The sequence below is a fragment of the Georgenia sp. G2120 genome, from assembly GCF_055326485.1.
The window spans coordinates 72,706-91,069 of the sequence record NZ_JBUZNL010000008.1 but is presented as its reverse complement, the minus strand read 5'-3'; the positions used below and the strand labels follow the sequence as shown (position 1 = coordinate 91,069).

Here is an 18,364-nt window from a genome sequence, read left to right as displayed (position 1 = left end):
CGCCCACCGGCACGCACCGTCCACCAGCTCCACCCGCACCGCACCCCGAAGGAGGGGACCCCTGTGTCATCCGCCATCGACATCACCCACCTGCGCAAGACCTTCGGCCAGAAGGTGGCCGTCGCCGACGTCAGCCTGAGCGTCGAGCCCGGCGAGATCGTCGGCATCCTCGGCCCCAACGGCGCCGGCAAGACCACCAGCGTCGAGATCCTCGCCGGCCTGCAGAAGCAGGACTCCGGCACCGCCCGCGTCCTCGGCATCGACCCGCAGACCGACCCCGCCGCCGTGCGGCAGGTCCTCGGCGTCCAGCTCCAGGAGTCCAAGCTCCCGGCGAAGATCACCGTCCAGGAGGCCTTGCGCCTCTACGCGGCCTTCTACCCCGAGCCCGCGGACGTCGACGAGCTCATCGCCATGCTCGGCCTCGAGGACTCGAGGCGCACCCGGTTCGACGACCTCTCGGGCGGACAGCAGCAGCGCCTGTCCATCGCGCTCGCCCTCGTGGGCAGCCCGCAGGTCGTCATCCTCGACGAGCTGACGACCGGTCTCGACCCCGTCGGCCGGCGCGAGACCTGGAAGCTCGTCGAGCGGGTCCGCGACTCCGGCGTGACGGTCCTCCTCGTCACGCACTTCATGGACGAGGCCGAGCACCTCGCCGACCGGATCGTCGTCATCGACGCCGGGCACGTCGTCGCCGAGGGCACCCCGGCCGAGCTCACCTCCGCCGACTCGGGCCAGACCGTCCTCACGGTCGGGCTGCCCGCCGGCGCCGCCGACCCGGAGGACCTGATCCGGGACCTCGACGCCGTCAGCGACGTCACCCGCCGCGGCTCCGCGCTCAGCATCACGGGTGGCACGCGCGTCCTGCCCGACGTCGTCGCTGCTCTCGACCGCGCGGGCATCGTGCCCGCGTCGCTCAACACCCGTACCCGCACGCTCGAGGACGTCTTCGTCGACCTCACGAGCGCCAAGCCCGAGGAGGGTGCCGCATGACCGCCACCGCCCGCGCCACCACGAACCGCGTGCCCCGAGCCGCGCGCCAGCGAGGCCTCGGCGACCTCGTCCGCTCCGAGGCCGTCCTGTTCCTGCGGGACCCCGGGTCGGTGTTCTTCGCCCTATTCTTCCCGCTCATCCTCGCCGTCGGGCTCGGCTTCGCCATCCCCGGCATGCGCGACACGATCGAGTCGCCCGGCAGCTCCTACGACGGACTGACCGTCATCGCCTCGTTCATGCCCGTCATCCTCGCGACCGCGGTCGCCGCACCCGCGCTGACGACGCTCCCGTCGTACATCGCGGGCTACCGCGAGCGCGGCGTGCTGCGCCGCCTGGCCGCGACTCCGATGCGTCCGTCCGGCATCCTCGTCGCCCAGGTGATCGTCAACGTCGCGGCGTTCCTCGTGGCGGCGGTGCTCGCGCTCGGTGTCTCGGCGCTCGTCCACGACCTCGTGGTCCCCACCCAGCCGGTGCTGCTCGTCCTGGCCGCCCTGCTCGGGCTGGCGTCCACCTTCGGCATCGGGCTCCTCATCGCCGCATTCGCGGCGAAGGCCTCGACGGCGAACGGACTGGGGATGCTCGTGTACTTCCCGATGCTCTTCTTCGCGGGCCTGTGGACGCCGGGGCCGATCATGCCGGACATCGTCGAGTCGATCGCCCGGTTCACGCCGCTCGGCGCCGCCAGCCAGGCGATGACCGAGGCCTGGTTCGGCTCGGGCGTGCCGTGGCTCCAGCTCGTCGTCATGATCGCCTACGTGGCCGTGCTCTACCCGCTCGCGGCCCGCCTGTTCCGCTGGTCCTGAGCACCCACCCACCCACCCACGAGGGCCCGACCACTCACCCACGAGTGCCTGACCACCCACCCACGAACCCGACCGTCCACCCACGAGAGGCTGACGACGTGAGCTCCACGCACACCCCGCTCGACGCGCGGCTCGAGGACGTCACCGTCCGGCTCGGCCGCACGACTGCCCTGGACGCCGCCACGTGCGGCCTCCGCGAGGGTCGGATCACCGGCCTGCTCGGCCGCAACGGCTCGGGCAAGACCACGGCGCTGTCCGCGCTCGCCGGCTTCCGCCGGCCGACCCGGGGGAGCGTGCGGGTGGGTGGGCGCGACCCGTTCGACGACGCGCGGCTCGCGCCGGCGATCTGCCTCGTGCGCGAGTCCGGAGACGTCGTCCCCGACCAGCCCGTCGAGGACACGTTCCAGATCGCGGCCATGCTGCGGCCCACGTGGGACCAGGCGTGGGCCGAGCAGCTCCTCGACCACTTCGGCATCGACCCGAAGCAGCACCCGGTCAAGATGTCGCGCGGCCGACGGGCCGTGGTCGGTGCGATCCTCGGGCTGGCCTCGCGCGCACCGCTGACGATGTTCGACGAGGTGCACCTCGGGATGGACGCGCCCACGCGCGTGGAGTTCTACGACCTGCTCGTGGCCGACTACGCGCGCAACCCCCGCACGATCGTCCTGTCGAGCCACCTCATCTCCGAGATCGAGAACGTGCTCGAGGACGTCGTGCTGCTCGACGACGGGCGGGTCGTCCACGACGGCGGCGCCGAGGAGCTCCGCTCCCGCGGGGCCACCCTCACCGGACGCACGGACGACGTGCGGGCAGCCGCCGCCGACCTCACCGTCCTCGCCGAGCGCAGCCTGGGCCCCACCAGCGAGCTCACCGTGCTCGCCGACATCGACGCCGATACACGGGCCGACCTCGCCCGTCGAGGCATCGGGGTCGGTCACCTCGGGCTCCAGGACGTCGTCATCCACCTCACCGGGAGCTCCTCATGACCACCCTCGCGTCCGACCTCGTCCGGGCCCCGCAGCACGCCGGTCCGCGGCGGCCCCAGTGGCTCTCGATCGCCGGCTGGAACACGGTCGCGCACGGCTACGTCACGCTCATCGCCCTCGTCATCGGTATCGCCGCCGCAGCCGTCACGCTCACGGTCCTCGCGGTGGGGTGGAGCGTCGACCGGTCGTGGGTCGCGTCGCTCTCGTCGCTGGCCTTCGGCGTGCCGTTCGTCGTCGGCCTCGTGCTCGTGCGCCAGCACATGGTCGCGTTCGTGCCGCAGGGGGCCACCCGGCCCTCGGTCGTCCTCGGCAACCTCGCATCCGCGCCCGTGGCCGGCCTCGTGTGGTCGGCGGGTGCCACGCTCCTCATGGCCGCCGAGGCGCTGGCGTTCCGGGTCGCCGGCTGGGAGCACGCCTTCCCGGAGTCGGACGTGCCGACCGCCTGGGAGCGCGGGTGGTGGTTCTTCGCGCTCGTCATGGCCGCCAACTCGTTCGGGGCCGTCCTGTCCGGCCAGCTCGTGGGCGCCCTGTTCTACCGCCTGCACGGCGGCGCGGTCGTCAGGGCGATCCTGCTGACGATCCCCGCGCTCCTGCCGGTCGTGGGCGTCGCGGCCCTCGTCACCGGCAACGACATGCAGGGCCAGATCTTCCAGCGGATCGCCGACGTCGGGCCGACGCCCGCGACGGTCCCGCTCGTGCTGCTCGGAGCCGTGGTGCTGACGGCGGTCGGCCTCTGGCTCGTCCTGCGCGACGCCCCGGTACGCAACCGCCCCGCCTGACCGAGCCGCACCGTCCCCGACGACGACACCCCGCCCGACCTCGCGTCGACGTCGCCACCGGCCGTCCGGGGGCGGGACCACGGACCGCCCGCCGACGTGGCTCCCGGCGGCCCGTCGACGTGGCCGACGGCACGCGCCCGCTCGCCGACGACCGGTGCCGGCGGGGGAGATGTCTGGCACAATGGCGGGCTGTACCCGGTGCGCGTGGGCCCCTCTCTCCCGCGCGGACCGTGTCCCGGGCAGCAACCGTCGTCGTGTTCCCACCGTCGGCGCGCGCACGCCCACCTGAACCCCAGAACCAGGAGCACCCACTCAAGTGGCAGTCAAGATCCGACTCAAGCGTCTCGGCAAGATCCACGCCCCGCACTACCGCGTGGTCGTCATGGACTCCCGCACCCGTCGCGACGGCAGGGCCATCGAGGAGATCGGCCTCTACAACCCGATGCAGGAGCCGTCGCTCATCCAGATCGACTCCGAGCGCGTGCAGTACTGGCTCGGCGTCGGCGCGCAGCCGACCGAGCAGGTCGCCGCGCTCCTCAAGGTGACCGGCGACTGGCAGCAGTTCAAGGGCATCGACGGCGCCGAGGGCACGCTGCGGACGAAGGACGCCTCCGAGGAGACCGTCGCCGCCGCCCGCGCCGAGGCCGTCAAGGCCGCCGAGGACGCCGCCGAGAAGCGCAAGTCCGACGCGTCGGCCAAGAAGGCCGAGGAGGAGGCCGCGGCCGCCGCCGAGGCGAGCGCCGACGAGTCCACCGACTCCGACGACGCGGCCGCCGAGGGGTCGACGGAGACCGCCGAGGGCGACGCCGAGGCTCCGGCCGAGGAGGCCTGACGTGCTGGCCGACGCCCTCGAGCACCTCGTGCGCGGGATCGTCGACAACCCGGACGACGTCCAGGTGGCCGAGCGCTCGCTGCGCCGCGGCGACCTGCTCGAGGTGCGGGTCAACCCCGCGGACCTCGGGCGCGTGATCGGGCGACAGGGGCGCACCGCGAAGGCGCTGCGCACCGTGATCGGCGCGCTGTCGACCTCGGGCCCCGTGCGGATCGACGTCGTCGACACCGACCGCCGCTGAGCACACCGACGCCGGACCCGGCCCGCCTCGCGGGCCGGGTCCGCGTCGTTCGCACCACCGTTCGTCCCACCACCGTTCGTCCCACCATCGTTCGTCCCACCACAGTCCACCGGGCCTGCCGGCGCGCGCCGCGCGGCCCCACCGGTCAAGGAGTCGCCGTGCAGCTCACCGTCGCCGTCGTCGGGGCCCCGCACGGGCTGCGGGGCGAGGTCCGGCTCGACGTCCGCACCGACGACCCCGAGCGTCGTCTCGCCGTGGGTGCCACCCTCGAGACGGACCCCGCGGACGCCGGGCCGCTCGAGGTCACGAGCACCCGGGTCGACCGCGGCTCCTACTACGTCCGGTTCGCGGGGGCGGAGGACCGCACCGCGGTCGAGTCGCTGCGTGGCGTCCGGCTCGTCGTCGAGACCGACGAGGAGGACGACGAGGAGGACGCCTGGTACCCGCACGAGCTGCGGGGCCTGCGCGCCGAGCACGTCGACGGCCGCACGCTCGGCGAGGTCGTCGACCTCCGGGCCGCACCGGGGCACGACCTCCTGCTCGTCCGCGAGACCGACGGCCCCACGACCCCCGTGCCGTTCGTCCGCGCGCTCGTGCCGGTGGTCGACGTCGCCGCCGGGAAGGTCGTCCTCGACCCGCCGCGCGGCCTGCTCGCCGGCGACCCGCTGCCCGAGGATGCGGATGAGACCGGGTCCGACGACGACAACCCCGTCGACGACGACCACCGGACCGGTGACGAGAGCCCGGCCGGCGACGGCTCGGACGCGACCCGCACAGGCCCGACCGACGCGGGGCACTGACGTGCGCATCGACGTCGTGACGATCTTCCCCGACTACCTCGCGCCGTTGGACCTCAGCCTCATCGGGAAGGCCCGGCGCGACGGCCTCGTCGACCTCGCCGTCCACGACCTGCGGGACGTGACGACCGACCGTCACCGCACCGTCGACGACACCCCGGCCGGCGGGGGAGCGGGCATGGTCATGCGCGCCGACGTGTGGGGCGAGGCCCTCGACCCGCTGCTCGCGGTCGGCGGCGTCCTCGCGATCCCCGCCCCGGCCGGCGAGCCGCTCACGCAGGCCACGCTCGACTCGCTCGCCACCGGCGACGGCCCGCTCGTCGTCGCGTGCGGACGGTACGAGGGCATCGACGCCCGGGTCGCCGAGCACTACCGCGGCCGTGACGATGTCCGGGTCCTCGAGTACTCCCTCGGCGACTACGTGCTCAACGGCGGGGAGGTCGCGGCGCTCGCGCTCGTCGAGGGGGTCGTCCGGCTGCTGCCCGGCGTCGTCGGGAACCCCGACTCGCTCGCCGAGGAGTCCCACGCCGGCGACGGCACCCTCGAGTACCCGGTCTACACCCGGCCGACGGAGTGGCGCGGGCTCGAGATCCCGCCCGTCCTCACCTCCGGCGACCACGGCGCCGCCGCGGCCTGGCGGCGCGAGCGCTCGCTCGAGCGGACCGCCGCCCGGCGCCCCGACCTTCTCGACGCCCTCGACGCCGGAGCCCTCACGAAGGCGGACCGGCGCACCCTCGCGCGGCTCGGCCGGGTCGTCCCCGACGGCGCACCGTCTCCCGTGCCCGTCACCGTCCGCGACGCCGGCCCCGACGACGCCGAGGCCCTCGCCGCGCTCGCCGCCGCCACGTTCGCCCTCGCCTGCCCGCCCGGCACCGCGGAGGAGGACATCGCCGCGTTCGTCGCCGAGCACCTGACCGCGGAGCGGATGGCCGCCCACATCGCCTCGCCGACGACGATCCTCCAGGTCGCGGAGGTCGGGACCGGGCGTGCCGAGGACGGAACCGGTACCGGTGCGGGATCGGTACGGGGCGCAGCCGACGGCGCGACGGCCCGGCCAGAGCTCGCCGGCTACACGCTCACCCACCTGCCCGGGAGCGCCGACGCCGTGCCGTACGCCGACGACGTCGCGGCCGTCGTCATCGCCCGGCCGGCCGCCGAGCTGTCGAAGATCTACATCGCCCGCGCGTACCTCGGCTCCGGCCTCGGCCGCCTCCTGCTCGACTCCGCGGTCGCTGCCACGGCCGCCAGCGAGGTCGACGGGGAGCCCGTGCGCGCCCTCTGGCTCGGCACGAACGCCCGCAACCGACGCGCACGGAAGGCCTACGAGCGCGCGGGGTTCGTCGTCGTCGGCCCGCGCCGGTTCCGCGTCGGCGACCAGGTGCACGACGACGTGGTGATGGTGCGCGACCTCACGTGAGAGCGGGGCATCGGCCCTGGGGGCGGACGGGCCGATGTGGCAGGATGGAGCGGCTTGCGCGGCACAGCCGCGGCCGGTGACCTGCCGCAGGGGGTCCCGGCCCGAGCAGGCACCCGAACCAGACGGCGCCGAGCGCCGACCAGCCGGCCGTGACCTGCGCGCACGGGCGAAGGAGAGATTCTCATGCAGACCCTGGACTTCATCGACGGTGCGTCGATCCGCACCGACGTCCCCGCCTTCCGCGCGGGCGACACCGTCAAGGTCAACGTCAAGGTCGTCGAGGGCACGCGCTCCCGCGTCCAGGTCTTCCAGGGCGTCGTCATCGCCCGCCAGGGCCAGGGCGTCCGCGAGACCTTCACGGTCCGCAAGGTGAGCTTCGGCGTCGGCGTCGAGCGCACGTTCCCCGTGCACGCCCCGACGATTGACTCGATCGAGCGCGTCACCCGCGGCGACGTCCGCCGCGCCAAGCTCTACTACCTGCGCAACCTGCGCGGGAAGGCCGCGAAGATCCGCGAGAAGCGCGACAACGCCTGAGCACCGGCACGACCGAGCCGACCGCTCCCGGACGACGCCCGGCGGACGAGATGTCCGCCGGGCGTCGTCGTGCGCGGGATACCGTGTGGACCGACGGCGGTGGGACCGCCTGGCGTGCGGGCATCCCGGCCGGCCGTACCGAGGAGGACGCATGACCGAGCCGCTCACGCCCCCGAGCGCTCCGACCCCCTCCGAGGTCGACGACCACGGCACGGCGATCACCCATGACCCTGACGGCCGGGCGCCGCGGGGCCGGGGAGCCGGCGCGGGGAGAGGCAGTCGTCCGGGTGAGGGCACCGGCTCCGACCCCGGCGCGGACCCCGGCGCGGACCCGGGCTCGGACCCGGCTGCCGAGGACGACCCTCGTCGCCGCGGCACCGGCCGCTCGGCGCGGCGCGGCGGCATCGGGGCGTGGCTGCGCGAGACCGCGATCGTCGTGGTGTGCGCGCTCGTCCTGTCCGTCCTCATCAAGACGTTCCTCGTCCAGGCGTTCTACATCCCCTCGGGCTCGATGGAGGAGGCCCTCGAGGTCGGGGACCGGGTGATGGTGAGCAAGCTGACGCCGGGTCCGTTCGACCTCGAGCGTGGCGACATCGTCGTGTTCGTCGACCCGGGCGGCTGGCTCGAGGACCAGCCCGTGGAGTCCAGCAACCCGGTGCAGCGGGCCGTCACCGACGGCCTCACCTTCGTGGGGATCCTCCCGCAGGACGCCGGGCAGCACCTCATCAAGCGCGTGATCGGCCTCCCCGGCGACACCGTGACCTGCTGCGACGCCGACGGGCGGCTCATGGTCAACGGCGAGCCGATCGACGAGCCCTACCTCGCGCCCGGCGCGCAGCCCTCGGGGCTCGAGTTCGAGGTCGTCGTCCCCGAGGGGCACCTGTGGGTGATGGGCGACAACCGGGACAACTCCGCGGACTCCCGCGCGCACATGGGTGGTCCGGGTGGCGGGTTCGTGCCGCTCGAGAACGTGGTCGGCACCGCGTTCGCCACCGTGTGGCCGATGGGCAACGTCGACTGGCACTCCGACCCGGAGGAGACGTTCGAGGACGTTCCCGCACCGTGAGGGCCGCGCCACCCGACCTCGCCCGCGAGCGCGAGCTCCTCGCCGGCCTCCCGGAGCACACCGTGGTGCTCGGGGTCGACGAGGTCGGCCGGGGCGCGCTCGCCGGACCGGTGACCATCGGCGTGTGCGCGGTGGGCAGCACCACCGGGGAGATCCCGGCGGGCCTCACCGACTCCAAGGCGCTGCGCCCCGCCGCGCGCGAGGCCCTGGTCGATCCGGTCCGCGCCTGGGCCGCGGCCTGGGCGGTCGGGCACGCGTCGCCCGCCGAGATCGACGCCCTCGGGATCCTGCCCGCCCAGCGGCTCGCGGCGAGGCGGGCGCTCGTCGCCGTGCACGCCGACCTCGCCCGGGGCGGCCTCGTGGCCGGGGCGACGATCCTCGACGGCGCCCACGACTGGCTCGCCGAGCCCGAGGCGGACCTGCTCACCCTGGCGAGCGACGCCGTCGGGCGGGGCGCGACCGGCGTCCCGGCGTGGGACGTCCCCGTGGTGACCGAGGTCAAGGGCGACCTTCGGTGCGCGTCCGTGTCCGGGGCGAGCGTGCTCGCCAAGGTCGAGCGGGACGCGCTCATGGTCGTGGCCGCGGCGCGCCCCGAGCTCGAGGCGTTCGGCCTCGCGGGCAACAAGGGGTACGGCTCCGCCGGTCACCTCGCGGCGCTCGCCGAGCTCGGCGCGAGCGACTGGCACCGGCGCTCGTGGCGGCTGCCCGCTCGTCGGGGTGCATGATGGCCCTGTGAGTGCCGAGGACCTGGAGAACTACGAGACCGAGCTCGAGCTGGGGCTCTACCGCGAGTACCGAGACGTCGTCAGTCTCTTCACCTACGTGGTCGAGACGGAGCGCCGCTTCTACCTGTGCAACAGCGTCGACGTCCAGGTGCGCAACGCCGGCGGCGACGTCTTCTTCGAGCTCAACCTCTCCGACGCCTGGGTGTGGGACGTCTACCGCTCCGCCCGGTTCGTCAAGAACGTGCGCGTCGTGACGTTCAAGGACGTCAACGTCGAGGAGCTCAACCAGTCGGACATCAAGCTGCCGTAGGGGTGGTCGGTTCGTGAGCGACGACCTGCCGGAGCCGACCGTCGTCGAGCTCGACGCCCCCGTCGCCTCCTACGTGCTCGGCCCGGAGCGCGACGGAGCCGCCACGAACGCCGCCGACGTCGTCCTCTGCCACGGCACGCCGTGGTCGTCGCGGGTGTGGGAGCCGGTGGCCCGGCTGCTCGCCCGCGACCGTCGCGTGTACCTGTGGGACATGCCCGGGTACGGGGCGTCGATCCCGGCGGCCGCGCCGACCGACGGAACCGATGCGCCCGACGGATCCGACGGCCCACCGCCCGACCTCCCCGCCGTCGACCTCGTCGCGCAGCGCCGCCGTCTGGCCGCGCTCCTCGACCACTGGGGGCTCGAGCGGCCGCACCTCGTGGGGCACGACATCGGCGGCGCCGTCGTCCTCGGGGCCCACCTCCTCGAGGGGGTCGAGGCGGCGACGATCACGCTGCTCGACATCGTCACGCTCGACCCGTGGGGCTCCCCGTTCTTCCGGCTCGTCGCCGAGCACGAGGACGTGTTCGCCGCCCTGCCGTCGGCGCAGCACCGCGCGCTGGTGCGCGAGTACGTCGCCGGGGCCGGCGGTCCCGGCCTGGACCCCGCGCTGCCCGACGACCTCGCCCGGCCCTGGACGAGCACCGCCGGGCAGGCTGCCTTCTACCGGCAGATCGGTGCGCTCACCCCGGAGCACACGCGGCCCGTGGTCGAACGGCTCGGCTCCGTCCGCGCGCCGACGGCGATCGCCTGGGGCGAGGCGGACCCGTGGATACCGGCGGAGCAGGGCGCCGAGCTCGCACGACTGCTGCCCGGCGACCCGGAGGTCACCCTGCTGCCGGGCGTCGGCCACCTCGCCCCGCTCGAGGCGACGCGGGCGGTCGCGCGCGTAATCGAACGGCGGATCGCCGCGAAGTAGCGGGCGTGCCGGCGTGCGCTCGCGCGGGCGATTCCCTGCGTTCGTGTGGCCGTGTGGCCGTGTGGCCGTGTGGCCGTGCGGCCCGGCGTGGCCGGACGTCGCGCGTCGGCGACGAAGTCCCCACAGGCACGGCCGACGCACCCTCGTCCACAGACCTGCCGTGTACGCCGGGCAGCCGTCCTCCCGCTCGCCTTGGGTGGGTCCCGGAGGTGGTCGCGATGCCGGACGGCACGGGCACGGAGCGGGACGAGAGAACGACGACGGCGGACGCGGTGGGCGCGGCGGGCACGGCGGGCACGGCGCGCGGGGCGGTACCGGGGGCATCGGCGACCGGGATCGCGCCGGCGCAGGACGACCAGGCGCAGGACGACCAGGCACCGCCGCCGTCGGCCGGGCGCCTCGCGCTCGGTGCGTGGGGCGAGCGGGTCGCCGAGCGGTACCTCGAGGGGCTGGGCATGGTCGTCGTCGAGCGCAACTGGCGGGTGCGGGACGGCGAGCTCGACATCGTCGCCTGGGACCCGGAGGGCAGACGCTGGACCGTGGTCGAGGTCAAGACCCGGCGCAGCACCACATTCGGCGACCCCGTCGAGGCCGTGACGGCCGACAAGGCGGCGCGCCTGCGGCGGCTCTCCCGCGCCTGGGTCGTCGCACGCGCCACCCGCGCCCGGCCGTGGGACCCGGAGGCCGGGCAGGAGGCCTACCGCGGCGCACGGATCGGGATCGACGTCATCGGCGTGCTCCTCACCGACGGCGCCCCTCGGATCACGCACCTGCGGTCGGTGGCCTGATGGGCGCGTCGTTGGGGCACGCGCGGGCGGTGGCCGTGGTCGGGACCACCGGGCACGTCGTCGACGTCGAGGCGCACATCGCCGACGGCCTGCCGGCGTTCACCATCGTCGGGCTCCCGGACACGGCTGTCTCCGAGGCCCGCGAGCGCGTGCGCGCCGCCCTGTCCTCGTGCGGCCGGGCGTGGCGCCCCTCGCGCACCACGGTCAACCTCGCCCCCGCCTCCCTGCACAAGCACGGCACCGGGCTCGACCTGGCGCTCGCCGTCAGCGTCCTCGGCGCGGCCGGGGACATCGCCGACCGCCGCCCCGGTCTGTTCCTCGGTGAGCTCGGGCTCGACGGCCGGGTGCAACCGGTCCGCGGGGTCCTGCCCGCCGTGCTCGCCGCGCGCGACCACGGGCTGCGAGAGGTGGTGGTGCCGGCCGCGAACGCCGCCGAGGCGCGGCTCGTGGGGGAGATGACCGTGCGGGCGGTCGAGCACCTCGCGGACGTCGTCGTCGCGCTCGGGGGAGAGGCGCACCGACCCGCGCTCCCGGCCGGTTCGGAGACCGCCGGACGGTCCGGAGGTGCAGGTGGGGCGAACGGCGCCCAGGCGGCGCCCCGGCCGGAGCCCGACATGATCGACGTCATCGGGCAGGCCCCGGCGCGCCGGGCCGTGGAGGTCGCGGCCGCCGGCGGGCACCATCTCCTCCTGCTCGGGCCGCCCGGCGCGGGGAAGTCGATGCTGGCCGCCCGCATGCCGGGCCTCCTGCCGGACCTCGACGACGACGCCGCGCTCGAGGTGACCGCCGTGCACTCCGTGGCCGGGACGTACTCCGGCGACTCGCTCGTCCGGCGGCCGCCGTTCGAGGAGCCGCACCACACGGCGACCGCCGTCGCGATCGTCGGCGGCGGGTCCGGGCTGCCGCGGCCCGGCGCCGCCTCCCGCGCACACCGCGGCGTCCTCCTGCTCGACGAGAGCCCCGAGTTCCCCACCCGGGTGCTCGACACGCTGCGCCAGCCGCTCGAGACAGGGGAGATCGTCCTCCACCGCGCCGCCGGCTCGGCGCGGTTCCCGGCACGCTTCCAGCTCGTGCTCACGGCCAACCCGTGCCCGTGCGGGAACGCCGACCGGGACGGCGCGCTGTGCACGTGCTCGAGCGCCGTGCGGTCCCGCTACCTCTCCCGGCTCTCCGGACCTCTGCTCGACCGGGTCGACCTCCAGGTCCAGGTCGCGCGGGTCTCGCGCGCGGCCGCTTCGGTCGAGGAACCGTCGGAACCGACGGCGGTCGTCGCCCGTCGGGTCGCCGCGGCTCGCACGGCCGCCGCCGACCGGCTCGCCGGCACCGGGTGGAGCACGAACGCCGAGGTGCCCGGTGCGTGGCTGCGGGAACGCACCGGTCGCAGCGCGGTGGCGACGGTGGCGGACGCCGTCGACACCGGGCGGCTGACGATGCGCGGGATGGACCGCGTCCTTCGGGTGGCCTGGTCGATCGCCGACCTCGCCGGGGCGGACTCGCCGAGCGACATGCACGTCGGCGAGGCGATGACCCTCCGGTCGCAGGGGCCCCGCCGTGGCTGAGCCCGGCGGTCGGACCGCCGCTCACCGGGTCACGGACACCTCACCCGCACTCTCGACCGAAGAAGGCCTGGCACGCTCGATGGACAGCTCACCCGCACTCTCGCCAGAAACCCCAACCGCACTCGCGGTAGGGAATCGACCTGAACGCTCGGCGGAGGTCGTCGCGGCCGCCGCGTGGACGCGGCTCGTCGAGGGGGCCGACCCGCAGGCGCACCGGCTGATCGCCGTCCTCGGCGCGGTCGAGGCGCTCGACTGGGTCCGCCGCGCCGTCTCCGCGACGGTGCTGCCCGCGGCGCCCCACGACGCCGAGGTCGGGCGGGGCACCCTCGCCACCTCCGTCGCGCGCTGGGCCCCGCGCCTCGACCGGCTCGCGCCCGAGCGCGACCTCGACACGATCGAGAGCCTGGGTGGCTGGTTCACGATCCCTGGCGCCCCCGGGTGGCCGGTCGGTCTCGACGACCTGGGGGAGGACGCGCCGGCCGGCCTCTGGGGCCGCGGGCGCCGGGCCGCGCTCGAGCGGCGCGCCGTCGCCGTGGTCGGCTCGCGGGCCTCGACCCCGTACGGGATGACGGCGGCCGCCGAGATCTCGGCCGGCGTCGCGGGGGCGGGCCTCGTCGTCGTCTCGGGTGGTGCGTACGGGATCGACACGGCCGCGCACCGCGGGGCGCTCGTCGTCGGGGGAACGTCCGTCGCCGTGATGGCCGGCGGCGCGGACCGGTTCTACCCGCAGGGCAGCGCGGAGATGCTCGCGCAGCTCCTCGACGACGGAGCCGTCGTCGCCGAGTCCCCGCCCGGGTCGAACCCGGCGCGGCACCGGTTCCTCTCGCGCAACCGCCTCATCGCCGCCATCTCGGGCGCGACGCTCGTGGTCGAGGCGGCCCTGCGCTCGGGTGCCCTGTCGACCGCGCGGCACGCCGCGTCGATGGGGCGCCCGCTCGGTGCGGTCCCGGGACCGATCACCTCGATGGCGTCCGCCGGCTGCCACCGACTCATGCGCGAGCAGGGGGCCACGTGCGTGACGAGGCCCGAGGAGCTCGCAGAGCTGGCCCTGCCCATCGGCACGAGTCTGGCGGCGACCGGCACGAACGGTCGGGGGACCACCGACGACGCAGGAACGGACCCGCTGCCTGGTGGGGACGGCCCGTCGACGGAGGAGGACGGGATGCTCCCGGGCCTTCTCGACGGTCTGGACCCTGCGTGCCGGCGGGTGCTCGACGCCCTGCCGGCCGTCCGCGCCGCCGACGAGTCCTCCATCGCGCGCAACGCCGGGCTCGACACGAGGACCGTCCGCTCGGCGCTCGGCCTCCTCGAACTCTCCGGCCGGGTCGAGCCGGTGGGAGAACGGTGGCGACGGAGCGGGCAGCGTCCCGGCGGCTGACGGCGTACCCTGCGTGCCATGACGGGGACGATCGCCGGGTCGGACGGGTCCGCCGCGGCCGCCGCAACCACCTCGGTCGTCCCGCGCGGGGAGCTGCTCGCCGGGTTCGAGCGTCACCTCGCGGGTGAGCGGGGGCTCTCCGCGCACACCGTGCGCGCGTACCTCGGCGACGTCACCACGCTCCTCGTCCACCTCGGGCACGCCGACGACGACTCCGAGGTCGACCTCACGGCCATCGATCTCACGGACCTGCGATCGTGGCTCGCCGGCCAACGGTCCGAGGGGCTCGCGCGCTCGACCCTCGCGCGTCGTGCGGCCGCCGTGCGGTCCCTCGGCGCCTGGCTCGCGCGCTCCGGCCGGGTCGACGTCGATCCCGCGCAACGCCTGCGGTCGCCGCGCCCCGACCGCCACCTGCCGACCGTCCTCGGGGTCGATGCCGTCGAGCAGCTGCTCGGCTCCGCCGCCGAGCGCGCCGAGGACGGCGACCCCACCCACCTGCGCGACCACGCCGCCCTCGAGCTCCTCTACGCGACCGGCCTGCGGGTCGGGGAACTCGTCTCGCTCGACCTCGGCGCCGTCGACCTCGCCGAGCGCACGGTCCGCGTGGTCGGCAAGGGGAACAAGGAACGGGTCGTCCCGCTCGGCGTCCCGGCGGCCGAGGCCGTGCGCCGCTGGACGGACGAGGGGCGCCCGTCGCTCCCGGTGCGCGCGGGGGAGCGGGCGCTGTTCGTCGGTGTCCGGGGCTCTCGCATCGATGCCCGGACCGTGCGCGGCATGCTCCACCGGGCGACGGCGCTCGCCGGCGTCGCCGACCTCGCCCCGCACGGGTTGCGGCACTCCGCCGCGACGCACCTGCTCGCCGGCGGCTCGGACCTCCGCTCGGTCCAGGAGATCCTCGGCCACTCCTCGCTCGCCACGACGCAGCGGTACACCCACGTCAGCCCCGAGCGCCTGCGGTCCGTCTTCACGCAGGCCCACCCGCGCGCCTGACACCCGTCCAGGCCTACCCGCGAGCCCGACACGCCCGCGCGCCCAACACGCCCGCGCGCCCAACACGCCCGCGCGCCCAACACGCCCGGGCGCCTACCCGGCTCACCCGGACGATCGGCGGTACTGCTCCCGACGCCCGCCCCTCACCGGCCGAGCGGGAGCAGCCGGACGGGCTGCGGTGCGTCGCCGAGCAGCGAGAGCGGGTCGACGTAGTCGTGGCTCCCGCGCCGCGCGCCCCAGTGCAGGCACCCTGGCGGCGGGCAGTGGCCGGCCGCGAGGGTCCCGACCACCTCGCCACCAGTGACCCGGTCGCCCGCGGACACGCTTGCCGACACGGGCTCGTAGGTCGTCCGCAGCCCGTCGGCGTGGTCGATCGACACGACGGGCCGCCCGGCGACCTGGCCGGTAAACGCGACGACGCCGTCGGCCGCCGCGACGATCGTCGTGCCGGGCCGGACGTCGAGGTCGACCCCGCGGTGCCCCGGCCCGTACCGCGACTCCGACCCCTCGAACGGGGCGAGCACCGGGACCGCGCCACCGGTGGGCCAGTCGTACTCGACGGACCCGTCCGACGGATCGACGTCGGGCGAGAGAAGGGTGCCGGTCGCCACCCCGGGCGACGCTCCGGCGTCGTGCGGGGTCCCTCCGACGGCGAGCGAGAGCGAGCCCCCGACCGGACCGACCACGGGGCCGACCACCGGCCCCGGCGGGGACGGCGCACCGGGCAGGGCGTGCGCGGCCGGCGCGCGTGCGCCCAGCAGGGTGAGGCAGACGGTGAGGGCGAGGACGAGGAGGGCGCGGCGGACGACGTCGTCGTCGGGGCGACCGGGTGCGCGTCGTGGGGTCATGGCACCAGGCCACCGCATCGCCGCACCACCGCGTCCGGCGATCGCCGCGACCGGTGGACGGCGGCGTCGCGGGACCGCCTGTGGGGACGTCGTGCTCAGGAGTGCGACACATGGAAACACCTGCGCCCCCGTGGTCACGTGAGTCCCACGACGCACCGATCGGCGCGCGAGCCCCGGTCCCGCTCCGCTACCATGACAGGGCGACCGGTCTCTGGCCGGTCGACTTCGCGTGCCTGCTCACCGCCGCACCAGCCCCCGCCCCGCGCGGACGGCCTCGGTCGGCGGGGCGATCGGCAGCGGTCCCGCCTCGCGGGCGCCGACGTCGCAGGCACCAGGGGTCGTGGCCACCCGGTCACGACCGACAACCACGGAGAGGGCCCCGCCGCCGAGCGTCGGGGCCGAACGCGTGCGGGCGATCCCGCACCGAAAGGAAGAGCCATGGCCGTCGTGTCCATGCGTCAGCTGCTCGAGTCCGGTGTCCACTTCGGTCACCAGACCCGCCGCTGGAACCCCAAGATGAAGCGCTTCATCCTCACGGAGCGCAACGGCATCTACATCATCGACCTGCAGCAGTCGCTCGCCGAGATCGACCGGACCTACGAGTTCGTCAAGGAGACCGTCTCGCACGGCGGGACCATCCTGTTCATCGGCACCAAGAAGCAGGCGCAGCAGGCGATCGAGGAGCAGGCCCGCCGCGTCGGGATGCCCTTCGTCAACCACCGTTGGCTCGGCGGCATGCTGACCAACTTCTCGACCGTGCACCAGCGGCTGCAGCGCCTCAAGGAGCTCGAGCAGCTCGACTTCGACGATGTGGCGGGTTCCCACCACACGAAGAAGGAGCTGCTGATGATGCACCGCGAGAAGGTCAAGCTCGAGCGCACCCTCGGCGGTATCCGCGACATGGGCAAGATCCCGTCCGCCGTGTGGGTCGTCGACACCAAGAAGGAGCACCTCGCGGTCTCCGAGGCGCGCAAGCTCAACATCCCGGTCGTCGCGATCCTCGACACCAACTGCGACCCGGACGAGGTCGACTACCGCATCCCGGGCAACGACGACGCGATCCGCTCCGTCGCCCTGCTCACCCGCGTGATCGCGGACGCTGCGGCCGAGGGTCTCGTCGTCCGGCACGGCGGCGCCAAGGGCGCCCAGGCCGACGACGCCGAGCCGCTCGCCGAGTGGGAGCGCGAGCTCCTCGCCGCGCACGAGTCCGACGCCGCCACCCCGGCCGCGACCGAGGCGCCCGCCGCCGAGGCTGAGGCTGCTCCGGCCACGGAGGCCCAGGCTGCTGAGGCCGCTCCGGCCACGGAGGCCCCGGCTGCTGAGGCCGCTCCGGCCGAGGCGCCCGCCACCGAGGCTCCGGCCGCTGAGGCCGCTCCGGCCGAGGCGCCCGCCACCGAGGCTCCGGCCGCTGAGGCCGCTCCGGCTGCCGAGACCGCCACCGAGGCCCCCGCGGCCGAGGCGACGGACTCGACCGACACCACCGCCAACTGATTCCCACCTGCACAGAGAGGAACCCATGGCCAACTACACCGCGGCCGACATCAAGGCCCTGCGCGAGTCGACGGGTGCCGGCATGCTCGACGTCAAGAACGCCCTCGTCGAGGCCGACGGCGACACCGAGAAGGCCACCGAGATCATCCGCGTGAAGGGTCTCAAGGGCATCGCCAAGCGCGAGGGGCGTGCGGCGTCCGACGGCCTCATCGCCATCGACGTCAGCCCCGGCGGCGCCGGCGAGATCGGCACGATGGTCGAGGTCAACTCGGAGACGGACTTCGTCTCGAAGAACGAGAAGTTCGTCGCGCTGGCCGACGCCGTGCTCCAGGCCGCGGTGGCCTCGGGCGCGACCGACGTCGAGACGCTGCTCGCCGCCCCGTCGGGCGACGGCACCGTCAAGGACGCCGTCGAGAACCTCGCCGCCACCATCGGCGAGAAGATCGAGGTCCGTCGCGTCGAGCGACTCGAGGGCGAGAAGGTCGCGTCCTACCTGCACCGCACGGCCAAGGACCTCCCGCCGCAGGTCGGCGTCCTGGTCGCCACGGACGCGGCGGGCGCCGAGGCGGCGCACGACGTCGCCCTGCACGTCGCCGCGTACTCGCCGGCCTACCTCACCCGCGAGGACGTCCCCGCGGAGACGGTGGAGAACGAGCGCCGCGTCGCCGAGGAGACCTCGCGCGCCGAGGGCAAGCCGGAGCAGGCGCTGCCGAAGATCATCGAGGGCCGGATGAACGGCTTCTACAAGGAGAACGTCCTGGTCGACCAGGCGTTCGCCAAGGACCCGAAGCAGACGGTCGCGCAGGTCGTCGGCGCCTCGGGCGGCACGGTGACGGGCTTCGCCCGCTTCCGCGTTGGAGCCCGACCCAGGAACAATTGTTGGCCCCGGACCGCACGGTCCGGGGCCACCC

At 74.8% G+C, this 18,364-nt stretch carries 19 protein-coding genes and 1 pseudogene; 19 read left to right on the top strand and 1 reads right to left on the bottom strand.

Features of this window, described 5'->3' with window-relative positions; genetic code table 11:
• Positions 1–63 precede the first annotated feature (63 nt).
• From ACZLMO_RS10400 to ACZLMO_RS10320, 17 genes are all read left to right on the top strand, one after another.
• A complete protein-coding gene (locus ACZLMO_RS10400; RefSeq protein WP_463653706.1) occupies positions 64–990 on the top strand; it encodes an ABC transporter ATP-binding protein in 927 nt (308 codons plus the stop codon).
• A complete protein-coding gene (locus ACZLMO_RS10395) occupies positions 987–1,793 on the top strand; it encodes an ABC transporter permease (RefSeq protein WP_463653705.1) in 807 nt (268 codons plus the stop codon). The genes ACZLMO_RS10400 and ACZLMO_RS10395 overlap by 4 nt, the downstream gene beginning before the upstream one ends.
• 98 nt (positions 1,794–1,891) lie before the next feature.
• A complete protein-coding gene (locus tag ACZLMO_RS10390; RefSeq protein ID WP_463653704.1) occupies positions 1,892–2,779 on the top strand; it encodes an ATP-binding cassette domain-containing protein in 888 nt (295 codons plus the stop codon).
• On the top strand, positions 2,776–3,558 hold the full coding sequence (locus ACZLMO_RS10385) for a hypothetical protein (protein WP_463653703.1): 783 nt from the start codon (positions 2,776–2,778) through the stop codon (positions 3,556–3,558). The genes ACZLMO_RS10390 and ACZLMO_RS10385 overlap by 4 nt, the downstream gene beginning before the upstream one ends.
• 316 nt (positions 3,559–3,874) lie before the next feature.
• A complete protein-coding gene (gene rpsP / locus ACZLMO_RS10380) occupies positions 3,875–4,390 on the top strand; it encodes a 30S ribosomal protein S16 (protein WP_463653702.1) in 516 nt (171 codons plus the stop codon).
• 1 nt (position 4,391) lies between these two features.
• Positions 4,392–4,631, top strand: a complete 240-nt coding sequence (locus tag ACZLMO_RS10375; RefSeq protein ID WP_463653701.1) for an RNA-binding protein — start codon at positions 4,392–4,394, stop codon at positions 4,629–4,631.
• A gap of 158 nt (positions 4,632–4,789) precedes the next feature.
• Complete coding sequence (rimM, locus tag ACZLMO_RS10370; RefSeq protein ID WP_463653700.1) at positions 4,790–5,431, top strand: ribosome maturation factor RimM; 642 nt, start codon at positions 4,790–4,792, stop codon at positions 5,429–5,431.
• 1 nt (position 5,432) lies between these two features.
• Entirely contained in the window at positions 5,433–6,845 is a 1,413-nt protein-coding gene (gene trmD, locus ACZLMO_RS10365; RefSeq protein WP_463653699.1) for a tRNA (guanosine(37)-N1)-methyltransferase TrmD, read from the top strand.
• Positions 6,846–7,028: 183 nt separating this feature from the next.
• A complete protein-coding gene (gene rplS, locus ACZLMO_RS10360) occupies positions 7,029–7,379 on the top strand; it encodes a 50S ribosomal protein L19 (RefSeq protein ID WP_425712948.1) in 351 nt (116 codons plus the stop codon).
• Between the two features lie 151 nt (positions 7,380–7,530).
• Positions 7,531–8,445, top strand: a complete 915-nt coding sequence (lepB, locus tag ACZLMO_RS10355; RefSeq protein WP_463653698.1) for a signal peptidase I — start codon at positions 7,531–7,533, stop codon at positions 8,443–8,445.
• Entirely contained in the window at positions 8,442–9,170 is a 729-nt protein-coding gene (locus ACZLMO_RS10350; RefSeq protein WP_463653697.1) for a ribonuclease HII, read from the top strand. Before lepB ends, ACZLMO_RS10350 begins: the two co-directional genes overlap by 4 nt.
• Positions 9,171–9,177: 7 nt before the next feature.
• Positions 9,178–9,480, top strand: coding sequence for a DUF2469 domain-containing protein (locus ACZLMO_RS10345; protein WP_463653696.1), 303 nt, complete (start codon positions 9,178–9,180; stop codon positions 9,478–9,480).
• A 13-nt stretch (positions 9,481–9,493) separates the two neighbouring features.
• Positions 9,494–10,399 carry an alpha/beta fold hydrolase gene (locus ACZLMO_RS10340; protein ID WP_463653695.1) on the top strand — a complete coding sequence of 302 codons (906 nt, stop codon included), beginning with the start codon at positions 9,494–9,496 and terminating at the stop codon, positions 10,397–10,399.
• A gap of 218 nt (positions 10,400–10,617) precedes the next feature.
• Positions 10,618–11,187, top strand: a complete 570-nt coding sequence (locus tag ACZLMO_RS10335; RefSeq protein WP_463653694.1) for a YraN family protein — start codon at positions 10,618–10,620, stop codon at positions 11,185–11,187.
• Positions 11,187–12,746 (top strand): YifB family Mg chelatase-like AAA ATPase, encoded by a 1,560-nt coding sequence (locus ACZLMO_RS10330; RefSeq protein WP_425712954.1) that lies wholly within the window; start codon positions 11,187–11,189, stop codon positions 12,744–12,746. Before ACZLMO_RS10335 ends, ACZLMO_RS10330 begins: the two co-directional genes overlap by 1 nt.
• A gap of 79 nt (positions 12,747–12,825) precedes the next feature.
• On the top strand, positions 12,826–14,124 hold the full coding sequence (dprA, locus tag ACZLMO_RS10325) for a DNA-processing protein DprA (RefSeq protein WP_463653693.1): 1,299 nt from the start codon (positions 12,826–12,828) through the stop codon (positions 14,122–14,124).
• Positions 14,125–14,142: 18 nt separating this feature from the next.
• Complete coding sequence (locus tag ACZLMO_RS10320) at positions 14,143–15,114, top strand: tyrosine recombinase XerC (protein ID WP_425712956.1); 972 nt, start codon at positions 14,143–14,145, stop codon at positions 15,112–15,114.
• Positions 15,115–15,257: 143 nt separating this feature from the next.
• Here the strand turns inward: ACZLMO_RS10320 and ACZLMO_RS10315 are convergent, their stop codons facing one another.
• Positions 15,258–15,962: a murein hydrolase activator EnvC family protein gene (locus ACZLMO_RS10315; protein ID WP_463653692.1), complete on the bottom strand. Its 705-nt coding sequence runs from the start codon at positions 15,960–15,962 to the stop codon at positions 15,258–15,260.
• Positions 15,963–16,400: 438 nt separating this feature from the next.
• Between ACZLMO_RS10315 and rpsB the strand changes: the two genes are divergently transcribed.
• Positions 16,401–17,453: a 30S ribosomal protein S2 gene (gene rpsB, locus ACZLMO_RS10310; RefSeq protein ID WP_463653691.1), complete on the top strand. Its 1,053-nt coding sequence runs from the start codon at positions 16,401–16,403 to the stop codon at positions 17,451–17,453.
• Between the two features lie 25 nt (positions 17,454–17,478).
• Positions 17,479–18,315: pseudogene (gene tsf / locus ACZLMO_RS10305) on the top strand (translation elongation factor Ts); the annotation flags it as partial.
• Between the last annotated feature and the right edge of the window lie 49 nt (positions 18,316–18,364).